The organism is Hymenobacter rubidus, from assembly GCF_016734815.1.
In the GTDB taxonomy this organism is placed as follows: domain Bacteria; phylum Bacteroidota; class Bacteroidia; order Cytophagales; family Hymenobacteraceae; genus Hymenobacter; species Hymenobacter rubidus.
On record NZ_JAERQF010000011.1, the window covers coordinates 23657 to 41117 of the forward strand.

At 58.1% G+C, this 17461-nt stretch carries 14 protein-coding genes; all 14 read right to left on the minus strand.

What is annotated here, in order from left to right:
• Positions 1–34: 34 nt before the first annotated feature.
• The 14 genes from JKL48_RS09905 to JKL48_RS09970 all read right to left on the minus strand — a co-directional run bounded on the left by JKL48_RS09905 (position 35) and on the right by JKL48_RS09970 (position 17452).
• Positions 35–2638, minus strand: a complete 2604-nt coding sequence (locus JKL48_RS09905) for a HEAT repeat domain-containing protein (RefSeq protein ID WP_201981921.1) — start codon at positions 2636–2638, stop codon at positions 35–37.
• The gene (locus tag JKL48_RS09910) at positions 2592–3188 is read right to left on the minus strand and encodes a GNAT family N-acetyltransferase (protein ID WP_201981923.1); all 597 of its coding nucleotides are present in this window, start codon (positions 3186–3188) and stop codon (positions 2592–2594) included. The genes JKL48_RS09905 and JKL48_RS09910 overlap by 47 nt, the downstream gene beginning before the upstream one ends.
• Positions 3189–3267: 79 nt before the next feature.
• Positions 3268–5913, minus strand: a complete 2646-nt coding sequence (locus JKL48_RS09915) for a TonB-dependent receptor plug domain-containing protein (protein ID WP_201981925.1) — start codon at positions 5911–5913, stop codon at positions 3268–3270.
• A gap of 28 nt (positions 5914–5941) precedes the next feature.
• Positions 5942–9103 carry an nSTAND1 domain-containing NTPase gene (locus JKL48_RS09920; RefSeq protein ID WP_201981929.1) on the minus strand — a complete coding sequence of 1054 codons (3162 nt, stop codon included), beginning with the start codon at positions 9101–9103 and terminating at the stop codon, positions 5942–5944.
• 70 nt (positions 9104–9173) lie between these two features.
• Complete coding sequence (locus tag JKL48_RS09925; protein WP_201981931.1) at positions 9174–9611, minus strand: ATP-binding protein; 438 nt, start codon at positions 9609–9611, stop codon at positions 9174–9176.
• Between the two features lie 116 nt (positions 9612–9727).
• Positions 9728–10042 (minus strand): STAS domain-containing protein, encoded by a 315-nt coding sequence (locus tag JKL48_RS09930; protein ID WP_201981933.1) that lies wholly within the window; start codon positions 10040–10042, stop codon positions 9728–9730.
• A gap of 130 nt (positions 10043–10172) precedes the next feature.
• Entirely contained in the window at positions 10173–12521 is a 2349-nt protein-coding gene (glgX, locus tag JKL48_RS09935; RefSeq protein ID WP_201981934.1) for a glycogen debranching protein GlgX, read from the minus strand.
• 4 nt (positions 12522–12525) lie between these two features.
• Positions 12526–12864, minus strand: a complete 339-nt coding sequence (locus tag JKL48_RS09940; protein WP_201981936.1) for an STAS domain-containing protein — start codon at positions 12862–12864, stop codon at positions 12526–12528.
• 32 nt (positions 12865–12896) lie between these two features.
• Positions 12897–14789 (minus strand): AGE family epimerase/isomerase, encoded by a 1893-nt coding sequence (locus tag JKL48_RS09945; protein ID WP_201981938.1) that lies wholly within the window; start codon positions 14787–14789, stop codon positions 12897–12899.
• Positions 14790–14847: 58 nt separating this feature from the next.
• A complete protein-coding gene (locus JKL48_RS09950) occupies positions 14848–15273 on the minus strand; it encodes a VOC family protein (RefSeq protein WP_201981940.1) in 426 nt (141 codons plus the stop codon).
• Positions 15274–15285: 12 nt separating this feature from the next.
• The gene (locus tag JKL48_RS09955) at positions 15286–15870 is read right to left on the minus strand and encodes a DJ-1/PfpI family protein (protein WP_201981943.1); all 585 of its coding nucleotides are present in this window, start codon (positions 15868–15870) and stop codon (positions 15286–15288) included.
• 24 nt (positions 15871–15894) lie between these two features.
• Entirely contained in the window at positions 15895–16320 is a 426-nt protein-coding gene (locus JKL48_RS09960; protein ID WP_201981946.1) for a hypothetical protein, read from the minus strand.
• 33 nt (positions 16321–16353) lie between these two features.
• Positions 16354–16746: a nuclear transport factor 2 family protein gene (locus tag JKL48_RS09965; RefSeq protein ID WP_201981948.1), complete on the minus strand. Its 393-nt coding sequence runs from the start codon at positions 16744–16746 to the stop codon at positions 16354–16356.
• A gap of 25 nt (positions 16747–16771) precedes the next feature.
• Positions 16772–17452 carry a hypothetical protein gene (locus tag JKL48_RS09970; protein ID WP_201981950.1) on the minus strand — a complete coding sequence of 227 codons (681 nt, stop codon included), beginning with the start codon at positions 17450–17452 and terminating at the stop codon, positions 16772–16774.
• Positions 17453–17461 lie beyond the last annotated feature (9 nt).

Consider the following 17461-nt stretch of genomic DNA (forward strand, 5'->3'; position numbering starts at 1 on the left):
TTTATAAAAGCAATTAATGCTAAATATATACGTTTTAAGTACTAATCAGGGAATTGTCTCCCACTTGTTCGGCCGCGAGTTTCAGCACCAGCAACTCGTCCTCAGCCATGCCGCCGACAATGCGGGTAGCCAACTGAATAGCAGCCGATTGGTCCTGTTCCAGCAGCACCTGATAGAGGGCAGCAAACCGCTCCGGATTGAGCCGATGCAAGACGTACAAGGCCGTTTCAGCAATCAATGGCTCCGGAGCAACCGCGTTGGCTACCAAAATAGCGGTAGGGTCGGTCTGGTGCCAGGTCAGCAATTCCCGAATGGCCACGGCTTTGGCCCACGGCGTCACCTTGTTGTAGTCTTTGTTGATGAAATCGTGGAGCCGTGCTTCCGTGCCCAATTGCTGCTGCGGATAATTTACGGAGCATTTTCGGACTTTATCGGCCAGCGGCACATTTGCGAACAGCGGCAGTACATTGTCCTTCACCTCAGTAGGCAGAATGGTGCTCAGCAGTTCCAGCAAAAACCCCTGGATTTCGTCATTCTTCTGGGTAATCAGCTCGCTGATAACATCAAACTGATTATTCCCATACAGCACCGAAAGCAGGTTGAATACCTTGGGCACCACGTGCTGCTTTTCCTGCGTCAGGGCCTGCTTCATGAGCGAATACCGGGGGTAGTCCTGCAGGTCGAGGCGGGTGGCAGCCAGCCACACCAGCAACTCTACTTGCTCGTCGAGCTGCCGCAGCAAATGCGGCCGCTCCGTAACGGTAGCGCGGTGGTGCAGGCGCGTCAAGCCGATAAAAACCTTGTCGCGTACCATTTGCACCGGGTGGTTGATGCTGGCCCGCAAAAAGCGGAGGCCTCCCTCGCCCCCAATCTGATTCACAAGCTGCACGATGTCGGCCTGCCGTTCCCGTGGCAAGTCGCCCTGGTTGAATAGCTTGGTGAGGGCCGGAATCACCGGCTCGCCGATTTCCAGCAGTGCCGCGGTGGCCGCGGCCTGGTAGCGCTCGGTGCCCAAGTACTGGAACAGGCGCGGCCACAACTCGGGCTTGCGCAGCTGGCCAGCGGCCCGAATGGCGGCGGTACGCACTTCCGGGTCAGGGTCGTCGAGCAAGGTCAGCAGGTATTGGTAGGCGTAGAACCTGCCCGAATTACCGAGCCCTACGGCGGCCCGGCAACGGTCGGCGGCCACTTCCGAGCCCACCAGCTGGCCCAGTTCGTCCAATGACTGCTTGGTGAGCACCGCTGCCTGGGGCGCAGCCGCTTCCAGCGCGGTAGCCGACTGCCCTTTGCTGAGGTTGTGAATGTAGGCTGCCGACCGACCAATGGCCTCGCCCAGCATGACACGGTACTCACCCTGAATTCGAAACGAGCTGATGGCCCAGAACACCAGTACGGCAATGAAAATGTAGCTCAGCTCCACCATGGTATTGAGGCCGATGGCGGCCAGGCCCAGCAGCAACAGGCCCGTTAGCAGCGTACCCAATGCCTTCGGGCTGCCTTCGATGCGGCTTTGCAGCAGCGTGCGCTCGGCAGGTGGGATGGGCTGAAACAGCACCTGAAAGGCCGGCTCGCTGATGGACCGCCGAATGGAGCTCAGGAAAAACCGGCTCAGGGCGATATAGGCAAAAAACAGCGGCGTCACTCCGTATGCCGTGCCGTAGAGCGCCGCCAGCACATAGCTGAATATCAATAAAATAGGCAGCAGCACAATGCCAATGCGAATGGAATACGTGCTGATGAGGCGGTTATACAAAAACGTCTTGATGAAGAGCTCAATCACGGCACAAATGCCAAAGAACAGGCCCAGAAAACTGGCCAGACTGGCTTTGTTCGGGTACACTTCTTTCGACAACACCGAGAACATAAACTCCACGTACACCAACCCGAATACCGGCAACAAAGCCAATAAAAACAGGAGCGAATAGTAAGAACGGCCCATTGATTTGGCCAGTTTGCCGGCGATGGGCGGCGGGGTGGCCGCTTTGGGGGCCACCTGCTCGGCCATCAGCACGGCGCGGTAGCGCCGCCGAATGTAGGCCATCAGCCCCGCGCAAAGCAGCAGAAACAGGAAGGCCACGCCCAGCAGGCGGTCGGGCGAGAACAGCTTGAGTAGCAGCGGCACCGACAAGTAGCTGATGATGGACGACACGACATCGCCCAGGCCGATAAAGCTAAACAGACGCTTCGACTGCTCGAAGTTGAACACCCGGCTGAGGGTGGCCCAGAACACGATGCCGTTGATGAAAACAAAACCGCGGTTCCAGAGGAAAAGCACGAAATACAGCCACTTGCTGTGCACCACCGTGCTCAATAGCAACAGCCCGCCCACCGTGAGCAGCATGAACAGCACCAGTCCGGCATTTACTTGCACAAACGACAGCCGCCGCTGCAAATACTGCACGCTTAGGCCCAGCGCATAGATGAATGCCCCGCCGGCAACAAAAGCCAGGGGAAGCTGCTCCCGGTCGAAGTTGGTGAGAAACAACGACGTGGTGCAGGTATAAAACACGGCCACCGCTGCCCCCATGAGCAGCGAATACAGACTGAACAACAACACCGTGCGCTCTTCGCCGGGCTGCAGGTTCAGCAGCTTAAAAAAGGCGGCTTGCAGGCGCGGGCGAGGCAGGGTCAGCAGCATGGTATACCATAAAATACAGCGGCCAGTCGGGCCGCTCAGGTGCTTTGCGAACATCGCAGAGCGTGTTAAAACCTAGTTTAGCCAGGGCCTTTTGCCGAAATTCCAGCTGCGTAGCCGCCGTCAGCACACTGGCTCCCATGGCCAGCCCTTCGGCCACCCGCACACGGTCGAGCAGGGTGGAGAAACCGTGGCCGCGGTGCGAGGGCACCACCACCATGCGGCTGATGGTAGCAATCAGGATGTTAGACAGTTTTTTCTGGCAATAGTCCGGCAACAGGTAGGCATAAGGCACGTCGGTCACGGAAGTGTGCAGGCTGAGGCGGCCTGAGGCCACGGGCAGGCCATTGTCGGTAATCAACCAGTGCTCTGCATCTTCATCGAGGGCTTCAATCCAGGTGGGGCGGGCAAAAAAGACGGGGTCGATGCCGCTTTCATTACGCCAGGCGTCCACCCGCAAACGGCCGATGATGTCACCATAAGTTTGAAAATCAACCTTTTCTAATAAGAAAGGTGTTCCTGGCAAAACGGTTGGCGCAGAAGTAGCTTTCAAGGTAGTAGTTAACATAGCTGGCGTTACCGTCAGAGAAAAAAATCGGATTTAGGGTAGAAAGACGGACGTGAACAGCCTCTTACTTCTGGCCAATGGTAGGAAAAGTGTAGTAGGCGCCCAGGGATATGAAACGACGGTCTTGCGGGAAGCGCGAGGCAATCAGGATGTTATCGGCTTCCCGAATGCCGGGCACAAAGTATTCCTTATCCAGCAGGTTGTTGACCGAAGCCTGAAGGGACAGGCCATTGATGACGTTGTGCAGGGTCAAATTGGAATTCAAAATCAGGAAGGGGTCGAAGTTCTGCTGGGGGTTGTTGCTACCCGAAGTGCCAGCCCCGGTCTTACGGGCGCCCACCAAGTTGCCCGACAGGTACAGGCTCAGCTTATGCCACTGGTAGTCGGCCCCGGCATTGGCCGTGTAATCTGCAATGTCGCTGATGCGCAGGCCAGTGGGCGAATCGATGGGATTGGTGTAAGTAGCATTCCACCAGATATTAAGCTGAGTGGCCTTGTAGCCGCCTTCGGCCTGCAAACCCCAGATGCGCCGGCTACCCAAGGGCTGAAACTGTTGGGTAGGTGTGCCGTTGGGCAGGAAAGCCTGGGCTGTACCCACGGCATTGTTGTAGCTGGAATGGTAGGCAACAATAGCGGCCGATAGCTGCTGGGTTGCCTGGAAATAAATACTGCCTTCGAAATTGCGCACGCGCTCCGGCTCCAGGGTCGGATTGGCCAAGGCCCGGGCAGTGGTGGTGCCGTATTTCTGCAGGAAGGAAGCATCCTTAAAGGCCTGGGCATAAATGCCTTTGAGCACAAATTTACCCAGGCTATAGACTGCCGCAAGACGGGGGTTACTTACCGTGCCATAGCCGCCGTTATCGCGCACTTTGTTGTTATCAATTCGAATTCCCGCAACCAATTTCAGCGCCTTTATGGGCCGGTACGTGGCCTGCCCGTAAAAGCCCAAATCCCTGGTACGAAAGTTATTGCCGCCTAATACTGCCGAAGCGGTTGAAACCGTGCCGGTTTCGTCGGCAAAGCCGGAAACTGACGTGACGTAATTACCCTGAATCAGACCGCTGCGCAGCTCGAAGCCGCCGTTCAGGTCCAGGTTTTCGAGGGGCGACCAGAACAGGCGCAATTCGTTGCGCAGTTGGGTCGAAATCCGATATTGATAGGTGGTTATGGCCCGCGCTGCTGAATCCCGGGCTAGTTCCAGAAAGCTGAATTTATTGTTGTAATACCCATTATAGGTCATCAGATTGGTAGCTCCATCAATTTCGTGAGTCAGGAAAGACGCCAGGTTTAGAATCTGGAACCTGTTGCTGAATTGCTTGGCATAGGTAATGGAAGAGGCCCGGTCGTGGGTTATCCAGCGCGGGTTGCTGCCGGCCGGTACCGTCATGCGGTTCGTGTACCACGGCGTGGCCCCTTCGTCGGTCTGCCATTCCAGATAGGAAATGGTCAGGTCCTTAAATTCCACTTTCCCCCGAATCAGCCAGTCAAACTTGTCATTCTGGAATCCTACCGGGTTGCCTTTCACACTGTTGCCAAACAGCTTATTGTCCAACGTTGCCGCCTTTGCGGCCCCCTGCGGCGTGATGCGGATGGCCGTAGCCGTGGCCGGCGTCACATTGGGCAGGTAGTCAACCGTGAACAGGTTGCTGTTGGGGAAGCGGGTGAGGAGGCTGTTTTTCTGAATGTACTGCTGGGCTTTGTAGGCACCAGTGGCCGGGTCGGTACCCGTCATGTCGAGCGAGGTACCATAGTCGGCGGCGGTGCGGGCCTGGTAGTTCCATTCGGGGTACTCCGACAGGTCGCGCGACGACGACCGGTAGACCCGCCCCGTGATGGACACGGCCACATCCGGTGTACGCGCCGACAACACCCCGTCCAAGTAGCGCGTGTTGTACGTGGCCGCCCGGGTCTGGGCCGTTACGCCCAGCATCCGGGTTGGGCCAAGCTGGCTTCGGAAACTCTTGGTAATGATGTTGATAACGCCCGTAAAGGCATTGGCCCCGTACAGCGTAGAAGCGGGTCCGTAGATGATTTCAACCCGGTCAACATCCGACAGCGCGTACTGCGGCGAGAGCAACACGCTGTTCGACACCAGGTCGTTTTCCTCCACGCCGTCAATCAGAATCAGGGTGCGGTCATTCGACGTGGAGCGATAGCCACGCTGGTAAAAATTGGAATAGCCCACGCCGTTGCCCTTTATCACATCGAAGCCCGGCAGGTCGTGCAGCATCTGCTCCATGGTCTGGTAGCCGCGCTGCTCGAAATCTTTGCTGGTAAGCACCACGACCGTGGCCGGGGCGTAGAGAATGTTTTCCGCCCGCTTCGATACCGACGTTACCTGCACCACCTGGTCGCGCGTGTTGCGCACGTACGTAACCAAGGCCTTGTAGCGCGGCGAGGACGAAAAATCCGGTTCGAAATTAGGGTTCAGCACCAACAGCCGGGCAATGGCATGGGAGCTTTGCTCCAGCGAGTCAATGGCCAGGTAGGTCATCGACAACAGCTTATAGCCCTGAATGCGGCCGCTTTCGCTGAAGCCGTTTTCTACGCACGGCTTCAGCAGGCCAAAAACGTCGTCGAAGTTGCCGGTGCCATACAGCTTTTCAGCCTCTGGAATAGCCACGGCTTCGTCGCACTGCGCCCGTACCGGCCCCGCCAGCCCCAGCCACAGCACCGCCACCACGGTCAAAACTGTATAAAGCTTGTTCATGATAAGAACTGGTTACTTGCTTTCGCAACTATTCGGGCTTGAGCTTTTCGTACTGAATGTCCTTCCCGATGTATTTATTCCACTCTTCCACACTCAGGTTGCGCTTCAGCTTCTTCACCAGTTCCGCGTACAAATCGGCCGTGTCGATGGCCCGGATGCGAACCGTTTTGTCGGCTCCGCTGGCAATGATGCGCTTGTTGTCGTTGCTAAAGCGCACCGACATTACCCAAGCCCCAAAATCGGCGAGGATGATGGGCTGCTGCTGCGTTGCAATGCTGCTGTAGTTCCAGATGTGAATGGTCCAGTCGGGGCTACAGCTGGCCAGCAGCAACCCGTTGGGTGAGAAGGCAATGTCGCTGACACTGGAATTATGCCGGCCCGAAAGCACCTGCCCAAAATCGCCCGGCACATTATTAGTCAGCTCCCAGGCGTAAAGCGTGCCCGCCGAGTTACCGGTCACCAGCTGCTTGCCATCGGGGCTGAAAGCCAAGGCCGTTACCCGGTCACCGAACTCGCGGTGCTCAATAATTTCCGGCTTTTTCTTCAGGTCAGCCAGGTCAAAGCTCAGTATTCGGCCATTGTCGGAGCCACACACCAAGCGCTGGTTGTCGGGCGTGAGCTGAGCACAGAAAATGGCCTGTCCCGAACGTACATTTTGCACCGAATCGAGCCGGCCGGGACTTAGCCGCCAGCTGCGCAACTCTCCATCACCGCTCACCGAAAGCAGCATTTTCTCATCGGCGGTTTTCAGCAGCGCCCGCACCGGCACTTTGTGGCCCGCCACCGCCACCGGCATGGCAGTAGGCGTGCTGGTATTCCAGAGGTAAATCCGGCCTTTCTCGCTGCCGCCGGCTATGGTATGCCCTTCATCCTCAAATGCCAACGACCGAATACCGTCGGCATTTTTATTGGGCGTGCCCAGCACCACGGCTGGTTGCGTTAGGTTGGTATACGACCACAGCCGCACCGTGCCATCGTCGCTGCCCGAGGCCAGGGTGCTGCCTGCGCCCGGCGCCTGCACCACCGTGCGCACATAATCGGCATGGCCCCGCAGCACTCCCCTGGATTTGGAAGCCTTTGCCAACGCATTGAATACGTCGGGGTTATCAACCTGGCCACCACTCTTCTGGTTGAGATTGTAAGCTTCGACGGCCAACAGCGCGGGCAAGTCATCCTGGCCATTATCGGTCATTTGGAACGACTGAATGGCTACCGTGCGGGCAATGGCTTTGCCGCGCTGTTGCTCGGCGTAGCCCTGCGCCGTTACGGCTTTGGAGCGTTGGTCTTCGGCATCTTTCTGGGCACCTTTGGCAATGCCTTCCTGGCGGCGGGCATCTTTGCTGGCGGCCACGGCTTGTTCACTGGCGGCCAGCGCATTCTGGCGCTGCTCCTCCGCGTATTGCTGCGCTTTTTCGGCGCGTTGCTGGGCCGCTTCCGCTTCTTTTTGCTTTTCTACAGCCACGCGCTGGGCCCCTACGGCCAGTACGCGCTGCTCTTCGGTCATCTCTTTTTGCTGCCCCGTGATGATTTCCTGCTGCTCGGCAATTTTCTTCTGCGTAATGGCTTCGCGGGTCTGAGCTTCGGCCCGGTTTCGCTCAAACAGTGCATTCTTTTTCTCGGCCAGAGCCTGGTCCTCGCTCTGCTGAGCCTGGGTGCGCAGCACGGCCGAAATGATTAGGAACAACAGCGAAATCAGCGAGCCAATACCCAGAAAAATGGCGAAGGCCCGCGTGCGGCGCAACTCTTTTTTCTGCCGCAACTCTTTGCTTTCCAGCTCAAAATCGAATTGCTTTTTGCTATAAGTCAGGAAGTTGACGGCGCGGTCCAGGTGGGGGTCGTAGCGGTTGGCCCACGCCTGCGTGGGGTGGTTATCGGCCAGCCACTTCAGGCCGATTTGCAATTCCGGGTTGTTCCAGATGCCCGATTTACCATCGTGGTAAAGCGCGGCAGAGTTGCTGAGTTGCTTGTAGAACCGCGCCGATTCGGTTTCCTCGCGCACCCAGGCACTCAACCGTTCCCACAGGTTCATAATCCGCTCGTGGCCAATGTCCACAATAAGCTGCTCAGTGGCGGGGGTAGCAGTCGAAGGCGTCAGAAACGCCATGTCGGGCTCCCGAAACCGGTTCAGTATATCTACCAGAAGGTCCGGATTTACGCCCGCTATTTCGCTGATTTCGCGCACCGGCAGCGGATGAATCACACCGGTATTGCCGGCACCCAGCACAATCAGGGCCTTAAATAGCTTTTCAGTAGCTACCCGGCTTTTCTCGTCGGGCAGGTCGCCGTACACCTCTTCCGCGTGCTGCGTAATGGCCTTTTCCATCGTGCCGATGGCCTCGTAGTCGGCCTCATCGAGCGGCTGGCCCTGCTTGCGATTGAACTGCCAGTAATTCCACGTCCGCATCAGCGCGTGCTGCAAAATGGGGAGGTGGTCGGCCTTGTCGCCAATGTCGCTCAGCAAGCGGGCCGTGAGTTTGGGCGAGATGCTGGCTCCCATGATGGCCACGGGCGCCGTGATGGCCTGCTCAATCTCGGCCCGGTTCATCTTGGGCAGCAGGTACGAGCCGTGGTTGATGGCATCGGTCAGGCCCTCGTAATCGGTGCATTCATCCAGGTAGTCGGAGCGCATGGTTAGCACCACGTACACCGGATAGTTGGGGTGGCGGCTGAAGTTCAGCAGCAGGCTAACGAACTGGGCCACCTCACGACGGCTGCGCTGCTCCTGCTGGTAGCGGAACAGTTCTTCGAACTGGTCGATGAAAATGAGCAGATTGGTTTCGGCACACCATTCAATTACGGTGGCGGGACTAGTCAGCAGCAGCCGCTCAATTTCCTCTGGCGGGTACGCCACCGAAAACGCCCGGTTGTGGAGGCTGAACGTTTGGTGCAGCGCCAAGGCTAAATTGCGAATAGGCGTGGCCTCCGGTGTGAAATACGCCACCTTCCACTCCTGCTGGGCACCGGTGGCCTGGCTAGCCGTGAGCTGCGGAATCAGCCCTGCTTTCACTACCGATGATTTGCCGCTGCCCGAGGAGCCAATGATGGCCAGAAACCGCGAACGAGCAAGTTTCTGCTTGAGCTCGGCAATTTGACTGTCGCGCCCAAAAAACAGACTGGAATCTTCCAAATCAAAGCTCCGCAATCCCGGAAACGGGTTGGAATGGGCTACTTTGTTGTAAGAGTCAATCATTTCAAGCTACAATTAGGTGGGCAAGCGGGAGCGGCATGCCGCTCCCGCTTGCCCAAGCGACAAAAAGCAATTAGGCCGGAGCGCTGGCAGGCTCCGTTTTCATGATAAAGGTATTGCGGTTGCGATGGTTCACATACTCATATTTGAATTCATCTACTCCGTTTAGAGTCAAATGAATGCCCATGCCACCGATGGGCCGGTTTTCCAGCGGCTGCGCAAAGAATTGCTCGTCGGGCAGCGTGTGTTTCAGGGGGTCGAAAGCCACGGCGTCGTCTTCCAGCGTCACGCTGAGCTTGCCGTCGGCGTGCGAAATCAGCACGTCGACGGGGCCGGAGCCGCCGTTTTCGTCGTAGCCGTGGGTAATGATGTTGGTCGCAATCTCATCGACCGCCAACAACAGGGCGTACGTCGGCTTTTTGGCCAGTCCGGCTTGTTGGGCCTGCTCTTTCACTACCAGCCGGATGCCTTCCAGCGAGTCGAGCGTACCGGGAAACGTCGTGCGTTCCATGCGTTTTGAAAATAGTAAAACCGATATGCAAAAAGGGGGTATTATGCAAACTGAGGCAGTAGCCACCGCCACGAAAGCGGTGGCTACTGCCTCAGTACATTGCAGGCAGTGAAGGCCTACAGGTAGTGGTCGACGATGTTAAAGCTGTTGTCGAGCCCGGTTTTTACCATCGTTTCCACCACGGAAGGCTGCGCGCCAACCACGTACACGTTCAGGTGCGTGCCCAGTTTCTGCTTAGCGAAGATAAGCACCCGCAAGCCAGCTGAGGAAATGAAATCCAGGTCCTTGGCTACCAGGATGAGTTCATCGGGGGCTTCGGCCGCCATGCGCTCGATTTCTTTCTGAAACTCGCGGGCAGTCAGCGAATCCACTTCGCCCGTCAGGGTGATTTTGGCAATTTTCTTGGCTTCCGCCGTAATGGTCAGGCTCATGAGGAGGGCGTGTTGAGTGGGTTATGATTATTAGATGTCAGTTGCTGGTTGTTAGTTGTCAGTTGCAGGTTATCCGTTTGTTCTGGCTACTCGTGCACGAACTGGCAACTGACAACCAGCAACTGACAACCTATTTGCCGATGAGCACGACAATGCTGCGCGGGCCAACCAGGATGTTTTGCTGGTTTTCGAGCCGCACTTCGGTGCCATTGGCATGAATGTCATCGGGCGCGGCCAGGGCCGTGTTGGCAAACACGTGCCACTGCCGGTCGTGCGACAGGCCGGGTATTTCAAAGTCCAGCGCGTCCCAGTACATGTTCAGGGCCACGTACACCATGCTGTCTTTCACGATGCCCTGCTTGGCGTGGTCGCCGCAGAGCATGAAGGCGAAGGCGCGCGACGAAGCGTCGCTGTCGCTGTGCCAGGCCTGGGTGCCGTGGAAACTGATGTCGGGGTAGCCGCTGCCCACGTAGTCGCGGTGCTGGAAGTGCACCGGGCTGCGCAGCACCGGGTGGTTGCGCCGGAAGCGCGTCATCTCCTTGGCAAAGTTGAAGAGGTCGGCGTTGGTCTTCAGGTTGTCCCAGTTCAGCCAGTTCAGGTCGTTGTCCTGGCAATAGGTGTTGTTGTTGCCGCGCTGGGTGCGGCCCACTTCGTCGCCCATCAGCAGCATGGGCACGCCCTGGCTGACGAGCAGCATGGTCAGGGCATTCTTAATCTGCTTGTGACGCAGGAAATTGATGCCTTCGTCATCGGTTTCGCCTTCCCAGCCGCAGTTCCACGAGTCGTTGTCGTTGCCACCGTCGTTGTTGTCTTCGCCGTTGGCTTCGTTGTGCTTCTCGTTGTAGGCCACCATGTCGTACATGGTAAAGCCGTCGTGGCAGGTAATGAAGTTGATGCTGGCCGTGGGCCCCCGCTCGCTGTAGAGGTCGGGCGAGCCCATGATGCGCTCCTTCATGGGACCCACCTTGGCCTCGTCGCCCTTCAGAAACTGGCGGGTGTCGTCGCGGAACTTGCCGTTCCACTCGGCCCACCGGTCGTAGTTCGGAAACGAGCCCACCTGGTACAGTCCACCAGCGTCCCAAGCCTCAGCAATGAGCTTGCACTTGGCCAGAATGGGGTCGTAGGCGAGGGATTCCAGCAGCGGCGGGTTGCTGAGCGGGCTGCCATCCTGGGCGCGGCCCAAAATAGCGGCCAAATCGAAGCGGAAGCCGTCGATGTGGTACTCCGATGCCCAGTAGCGCAGGCAGTCGAGCACCATGTTGCGCACCACGGGGTGGTTGCAGTTCAGGGTGTTGCCGGTGCCGGAGAAGTTGAAGTAGTAGCCCTCCGGCGTCAGCATGTAGTACGTCTTGTTGTCGACGCCCCGGAACGAGATGGTGTGGCCGCGGTGGTCGCCCTCGGCGGTATGGTTGAACACCACGTCGAGCAGCACCTCGATGCCGTTTTTGTGCAGCTCCTTGATGAGCGTTTTCAGCTCATCGACCTGCATCCCGTACTTGCCGGTGGCCGCGTAGCCCGCTTTGGGCGAGAAGAAGTTGACCGTGCTGTAGCCCCAGTAGTTCACCAGTGGCTCGCCGGTTACGGGGTTGGGCTTGGTTCCTTCCCACTCATCAAACTCGTAGATGGGCAGCAGCTCCACGCAGTTCACGCCCAGTTCCTTCAGGTAAGGAATCTTGGCCTTGAGCGCGCTGAACGTACCCCGGTTTTTGAGGCCCGACGACGGGTGCTGGGTGAAGCCGCGCACGTGCATCTCGTACACAATCAGGTCTTCGATGGGCGTTTCGAGCGGGTGGTCGTTTTCCCAGTCGAAGTCGGCAAAGGCCAGGCGCGAGCGGTACGGGTACACGTTGTCCCAGTCGGGCGGCGCCATCCAGGCGTTGCGCCCGCCAATTACTTTGGCATAAGGGTCGCTCAGAATCTTGGTTTTGTCGAACCAGTGGCCGGCAGCCGGGTTGTAAGGCCCACCCATCCGGAAACCGTATTCGAGCCGCTCAAAATCGAGGTCGAACACAATCATGCTGTACACGTTGCCCACCCGGAACTCATCGGGAAACTGAATTTCGGCGTACGGCTGCTCGGCGCCTCGGTCAAACAGCACCAGGGTGCAGTCGGTAGCGGAAGCCGAATAGATGCTGAAATTCACTCCACCCGTCACGGACGTGGCCCCAAAGGGCAGCACATGGCCGCGCCGAAACTTAATGCCCTCGTGCTCGTGCGTGGGGTAATAGTCGATGCGCGTATCCGAAGAGTACGTATCGGCCACGGTTTGGGCAATGCCGACCACGGCCGTTTCGGGCGCTACTATCACGGTAGTAGGCGCTTTGGCGGCTTTGCTAGCCTTGGCTTTGGCGGCCGGCGACACCAGGGGCGTATCCGTAGCGGCGGGGGCCGCCTTGGACGCGCGGGGCTTGGCGGCCGGCTTGGCAGCGGCGGGAGCCTGGGGCTCGGCCGCCGCTGCGTTTTTGGGTTTGGTAGCCATCGTACTAGGCTGCTTTGAGGGTAGCCAGCCCTTCGGCCAGGGTATCTACCGTGACGAAGTAGCCGAGGAAGCCCGTGTCGCTCATGACATCCTGAATTTCTTCCGATGTACCCACGAGCACAACCTTGCCGTTTCTGGCTTTTACCTGGCGGTACGCTACTAAGAGCACACGCAGGCCGGCGCTCGACAGGAAGTCCACTTTCGTGAGGTCGATGATGACCTGGCTCTGGCCCTGCACGGCCCCAATGGCCGTACTTTCAAAAGCGGAAGCCGTTTTGCTGTCGATGCTGCCTTCCGCCGTAATCACGGTAATGCCATCGACGGTGCTGGATGTTGCGTTCATACTCAAGAGGAGTTAAGCGGGGTATTGGTAAATTATTTAACCGGCGTCAGCAGCACTTTCACCCGCACCTGCTTGTCGGTGTCGGGCAGCGTCACGCTCAGCGCGTCGGCGTCGAAGTTGGTGTAGGGCTGGTCGTCGATGAAACATTCCGTAATGCGCACGCTGCCTTTGGGCAGAATATCGGGCGACACCAACAGCAGGTTATCCTTAAAGGCGTTGGGGTACGGCTTGAAATAGAAGTACGTGGGCTCCTTGGTGATGAGCAGGTTGGTGTACACCGTCGAGAGGAAACACAGCTCGGTGCTGTGGTAAGCACTCATCGAGTGGCTGCCTTTGAAGCGCTCCGTGCCCAGCAGGTAGGGCATGCCGTTCGAAAGCACGTTGAAGTACACGCCGCCATCGTCGTTGTCGAGGAAGTAGGCGTTGTAGAACGAAGCGGCTTCGCGGGCCTGCTTCAGGTACTCGGCGTCGCCTTCAATGCCGTGCAGAATCATGTAGGCCAGGATGGCCTGCTCCTGCTGCCACCACGCCTTCCGGTCGTGCCACACAAACTTGTGGTGCTTGCCGCGCTTGTCCACGCGCTCTACCACGTCGTACCAGCCACCGCGCTGCTGGTCGGAGCCAGCTGCGGGCATGATGTCGGCAATTTTGCGGGCGAAGTCGATGTATTCCTGCTTGGGGCGCAGCGACTGCATCCGCATCAGGTTCCACGAAATCTTGAGGTTGTGGCCCACTACGGCGCGGTTTTGCTGCCAGCCCCAGCTCTGGTCCTTGCTCCAGTCTTCCATGAACTTCTCCTGCACGAAGGGGCTATTTTCGTAGTCAGGGAAGTATTTGGTGATGGTGTCGAAGGTGTATTCCAGGAAGTCGGCGTACTTCTCCTCGCCGGTGGCCAGGTAGAGGTTCACCAGGTAAGCCGGCGCGTGGTCGCCCACCGAGTTCCAATTTTTGCGGGCGCGGTTGTGGGCCAGGCTCTCGGCGCGGGGGTCCATGCCAATGGGCTCAAGGTGGGAGAAGTAGCCGCCGCCTTCTTCGTCCTTGTAGTACTTCTCGAACAGGTCGATGGTCTTCTCGATGTCCGACAGAATGCGCTTGTCGCCGGTGAGGCGGAAGGTCTGCGTGGGGCCGGCCAGGGCATAAATCTGCTCGTACATCGGGATGGAATAGAAGTCATCACCGAATTCCGAGGTCAGCAGCTTGGTTTCTTTTTGGCCGTCCACTTTCAGGCCGTGGTACCAGTACACGAGGTCCTCGTCCTGGTCGAAGAAGCGCATGTGGTCGCGCAGGTAGTTGGTGCCTTTCTCGGCGCCTTCCAGGTACTCATCCTTGCCGGTGAGCATGTAGGCCGACGCAAAACCGTAGACCATGCGCGAGATGGTGTCGGTTTCCTGCAGGTAGTCGCCCTGCTTGGCCCCGCCCAGGTGCAGCATGGTGCGGTAGTTGTGGTAGTCAATGGGCTGCTCGGGGTAGTTGAACTGCCATTTCAGGTAGCTCGTGGCAATGGAGCTGATTTGCCGAATCCACCAATCCTGGTCTTCCTGACGGTACGCCTTGGGCGTAGTGCTCGGGAAAATCATGAACTGCACCTCAAACGCGGGCTCGCCGTCGCCATCGGCGCTCGGGTAGAACGTGCCGTAGGTGTGCACGTACTGGCCCTTGGTCGAGAGCAGTTCCAGCATCACGCCGCCAGCATCCTGCCAGCCCTCGTCGAGGTTGCGCACGGTGCGGGCAAAGGTGCTGGCCGTCAGGCTCTCGGTGTAGCGGCGGCCGTCCGACGTTTCGATGACGAACGAACGGTCTTCGCGCGAAAACTCCACCACGTAGCCCGAGATGGTGTCCGAGAACGTGAAGTCAATTTTCATCGAAGCCGTGTGCGGCGGGATGGGTTGTTGGTCGGTTACCAACGCGGGAGTAGTGGGTTCCATTGACGAAAAGAAGGTAAGAGGATGATGTGAAGAATGGATGTTTGCAGAAAACAAGGGACTACTCTTGGTCGGTATAGCCCTGGCTGATTTCGACGATGTTGCCGTCGGGGTCGCGAACCCATACCGTGCGCCAGCCGGGAATAAAGGCATCAAAATCCAGCGGCCCCAACGTCACGTCGGCGGCATTACCCAGCGCCGCTAAGGTGTCGTCCACGCTGTCAACCTGGAAAGCCAGGTGCCGAATACCGGTGTAGTGGGGCCCGTCGCCCTCAAAGCGAGGCAGGCCAGCAGGCCGCTCCGCATCGGCCCGGAACAGCTCCAGGTACACGGAATGGCTGTTTTTCAGAAAGACGATTTCGTTGCCCTCCCCCAGCGGAATGGTCCGCGCCCGGCGGAAGCCAAAGTACTGGGAGTAGAACTGCTCGGTGCGGGCCAGGTCGGCACACGAAAGTGCGACGTGCGAAAAAAGGACGTTTGCTGCCATAAGAATCAGGGCCTAGCGCTCAGCCAGGATTTCGATAATTTTCTTTGCGAACAGGTGGGCATGGCCCCCCGAACGGCCCGTCACCAGGTCATCGCCGTCTACCACCACGTCTTCGTTCACGTAAACGGCTCCGTAGGCCTTGGCATCGCCAATCAGGTTGTTGTGGCACACCAGCCGGCGGCCTTTCACCAGCTCCGTTGCCGGTGCCGTGAGCCACAGCCCGTGGCAGATAATTCCTTTCAGAATGGATTTCTCGGCAAAAGCGCGCTTAAGGAACTCCGTGGCCGGCGGGATTTTCTCCACGTCGTCGGTGTAGCGCAGGCGGTCGCTCACCATGCCCGAGGGCACGATGATGGCGTCGTAGCTGCGCAGTTCTTCGTCGCTCATGTTCTCGAAGCTTTCCCAGCACTCCATGGGGGCGCGGTACTCGTGGCCGAGGAACGTGAGGCGCGGCTGGTTCCAGAGCCGGCTCAGGAAGTGCAGCTCCGCTCCTTCTTCCGGAAAACGGTATTTGTAGTAGAAAATCTCGTTCTCAAAGAAATCGGCTTCGAATAGAACACCGATTTTCTTGCCTTGCAGGCGTTGGTTATCTGCCATTGGGATGCCGTGGCTTGCGCCGGATTAAAGGGTGGCTGAACCTTCGTGATACTCCAGGCCATCCACCACATATTTCGTGATGATGGGGGTGCCCGCCGGGCCCGTCTTCACCTCCCAGGTCTGGAGGGCGTCGGCCACAATGCGCTTGCTCTTGGCTTCGGGTGCGTTCCACACGCTGGCTTCCCACTGCACTATCACGTCCACGGTAGCCGTGTCGCCGTTGATGGTGGCATCGGCTTTTTTCACGGTGTGCACCTCATCGAAGAAAATGCGGATAACCCGCTGAAACCAGCCCTCAAAGCCGGCGTGGCCATAAATGGTGGCTTCGGGAAACACCATTTCCAGTTCTTTGTCGGCCAGCAGGGGCAGTACCTCCACCATCGGCACGTGCACGTCGAGCTTGCGGTACCAGTCGGCCACCATCTCGGAGATTGATTCTTGCGTCAGCATCGGATTTGTTACTATCAGGAGTGAAGGAAAGGATTAAGCCAGCGAGCCGTCGGGGTGCTGCACCATGCCGGCGAAGTGGATGGCAATGCGACCATCGCGCAGCACCCAGCTGTCGGCGAAGCGCATGTTGGCATCGCCTCCCTTGGTGTGCATCGTAATCTGCTCGGTAATCATGAGCGTTTGCGGGTCCTCGGTTTCGGCCCAGAACACGATGTCGGTTTCCAGGCCATCGATGCCCAGAATGCCCTGCATGTGCTCTTTAATGCGCTCCCGGCCCTTGTAAATCACGGGCTCCTTCGAGAAGCTGCTGATGAGCAGCGCGTCGTCGGTGTACTGGTCGAGCAGGGCTTCAATGTTCTTGTCCAGAATGTGTTGGATGTGCTCGCGGTACATCTGGCCCAGGGGGGTATTGGGGACGTTGGTCATGAGAGGGGAAAGTAGAACGTGAAGGTTAGCGGGCGGCCGCAGCGGCGGCTACCGGAGCTGAGGCGAAGTCCGATTGCAGGCGGCGCTGCAGGTTCAGCAGCCGGGTTATCGACCAGGTGGCCACCACGGCCAGCGTGAGCAGCACCAGCCCAAATTGCAGGCCCGGCTGCGGATTAGTAGCCCAGTTTTTGGCCACCATGAAGTAAAATGCCAAGCCCAATGCCAGGTAGATGGCGCTGATGATGGCGTGGCTGGAAAGGTCGGAGCGCTGGCCGGTGCGCGAGCCGTTGCCGAACAGCATCGGCCAGATGTACCACGACGCCATGAGCAGGTGCCACCCGGAAAGCCCAAAGGCATACACCTGGAATTTCGTCGGGTTGCTGGCCACCAGCGACCACATCAGGATGGGAAACAACGCGGCAATGCGGGCCGTATCAAACAAAAACCGGTTAAAAGTGTGCTCGTAAGGCACTCGCTCAATCAGGACGCTGAACCCCAGCCACGCCGTAATGATGAATGTGAGGGTCACCAGAAACGACGCCAGCACCACCGCATCGTGCCAGTTGCTGGTATCGAAAGTAGGGTCCGTGTTCCAATGAAAATGGTCATTCAACAAGCGGAATCCGGTTACCAGCGTCAGCGAAAAGAACAACGTAATCAGGTTGGGCAGGCGGGTTAGCACCTTCTGTAGCGTAGGAGTATCCACGATGAACCA

Bases quoted from the DNA above. Each gene is read 5' to 3' on its own strand.
- JKL48_RS09905 (WP_201981921.1), bottom strand. From the start codon at position 2,638: ATGCTGCTGACCCTGCCTCGCCCGCGCCTGCAAGCCGCCTTTTTTAAG.
- JKL48_RS09915 (WP_201981925.1), bottom strand. From the start codon at position 5,913: ATGAACAAGCTTTATACAGTTTTGACCGTGGTGGCGGTGCTGTGGCTG.
- JKL48_RS09920 (WP_201981929.1), bottom strand. From the start codon at position 9,103: ATGATTGACTCTTACAACAAAGTAGCCCATTCCAACCCGTTTCCGGGA.
- JKL48_RS09925 (WP_201981931.1), bottom strand. From the start codon at position 9,611: ATGGAACGCACGACGTTTCCCGGTACGCTCGACTCGCTGGAAGGCATC.
- JKL48_RS09930 (WP_201981933.1), bottom strand. From the start codon at position 10,042: ATGAGCCTGACCATTACGGCGGAAGCCAAGAAAATTGCCAAAATCACC.
- glgX (WP_201981934.1), bottom strand. From the start codon at position 12,521: ATGGCTACCAAACCCAAAAACGCAGCGGCGGCCGAGCCCCAGGCTCCC.
- JKL48_RS09940 (WP_201981936.1), bottom strand. From the start codon at position 12,864: ATGAACGCAACATCCAGCACCGTCGATGGCATTACCGTGATTACGGCG.
- JKL48_RS09945 (WP_201981938.1), bottom strand. From the start codon at position 14,789: ATGGAACCCACTACTCCCGCGTTGGTAACCGACCAACAACCCATCCCG.
- JKL48_RS09950 (WP_201981940.1), bottom strand. From the start codon at position 15,273: ATGGCAGCAAACGTCCTTTTTTCGCACGTCGCACTTTCGTGTGCCGAC.
- JKL48_RS09955 (WP_201981943.1), bottom strand. From the start codon at position 15,870: ATGGCAGATAACCAACGCCTGCAAGGCAAGAAAATCGGTGTTCTATTC.
- JKL48_RS09960 (WP_201981946.1), bottom strand. From the start codon at position 16,320: ATGCTGACGCAAGAATCAATCTCCGAGATGGTGGCCGACTGGTACCGC.
- JKL48_RS09965 (WP_201981948.1), bottom strand. From the start codon at position 16,746: ATGACCAACGTCCCCAATACCCCCCTGGGCCAGATGTACCGCGAGCAC.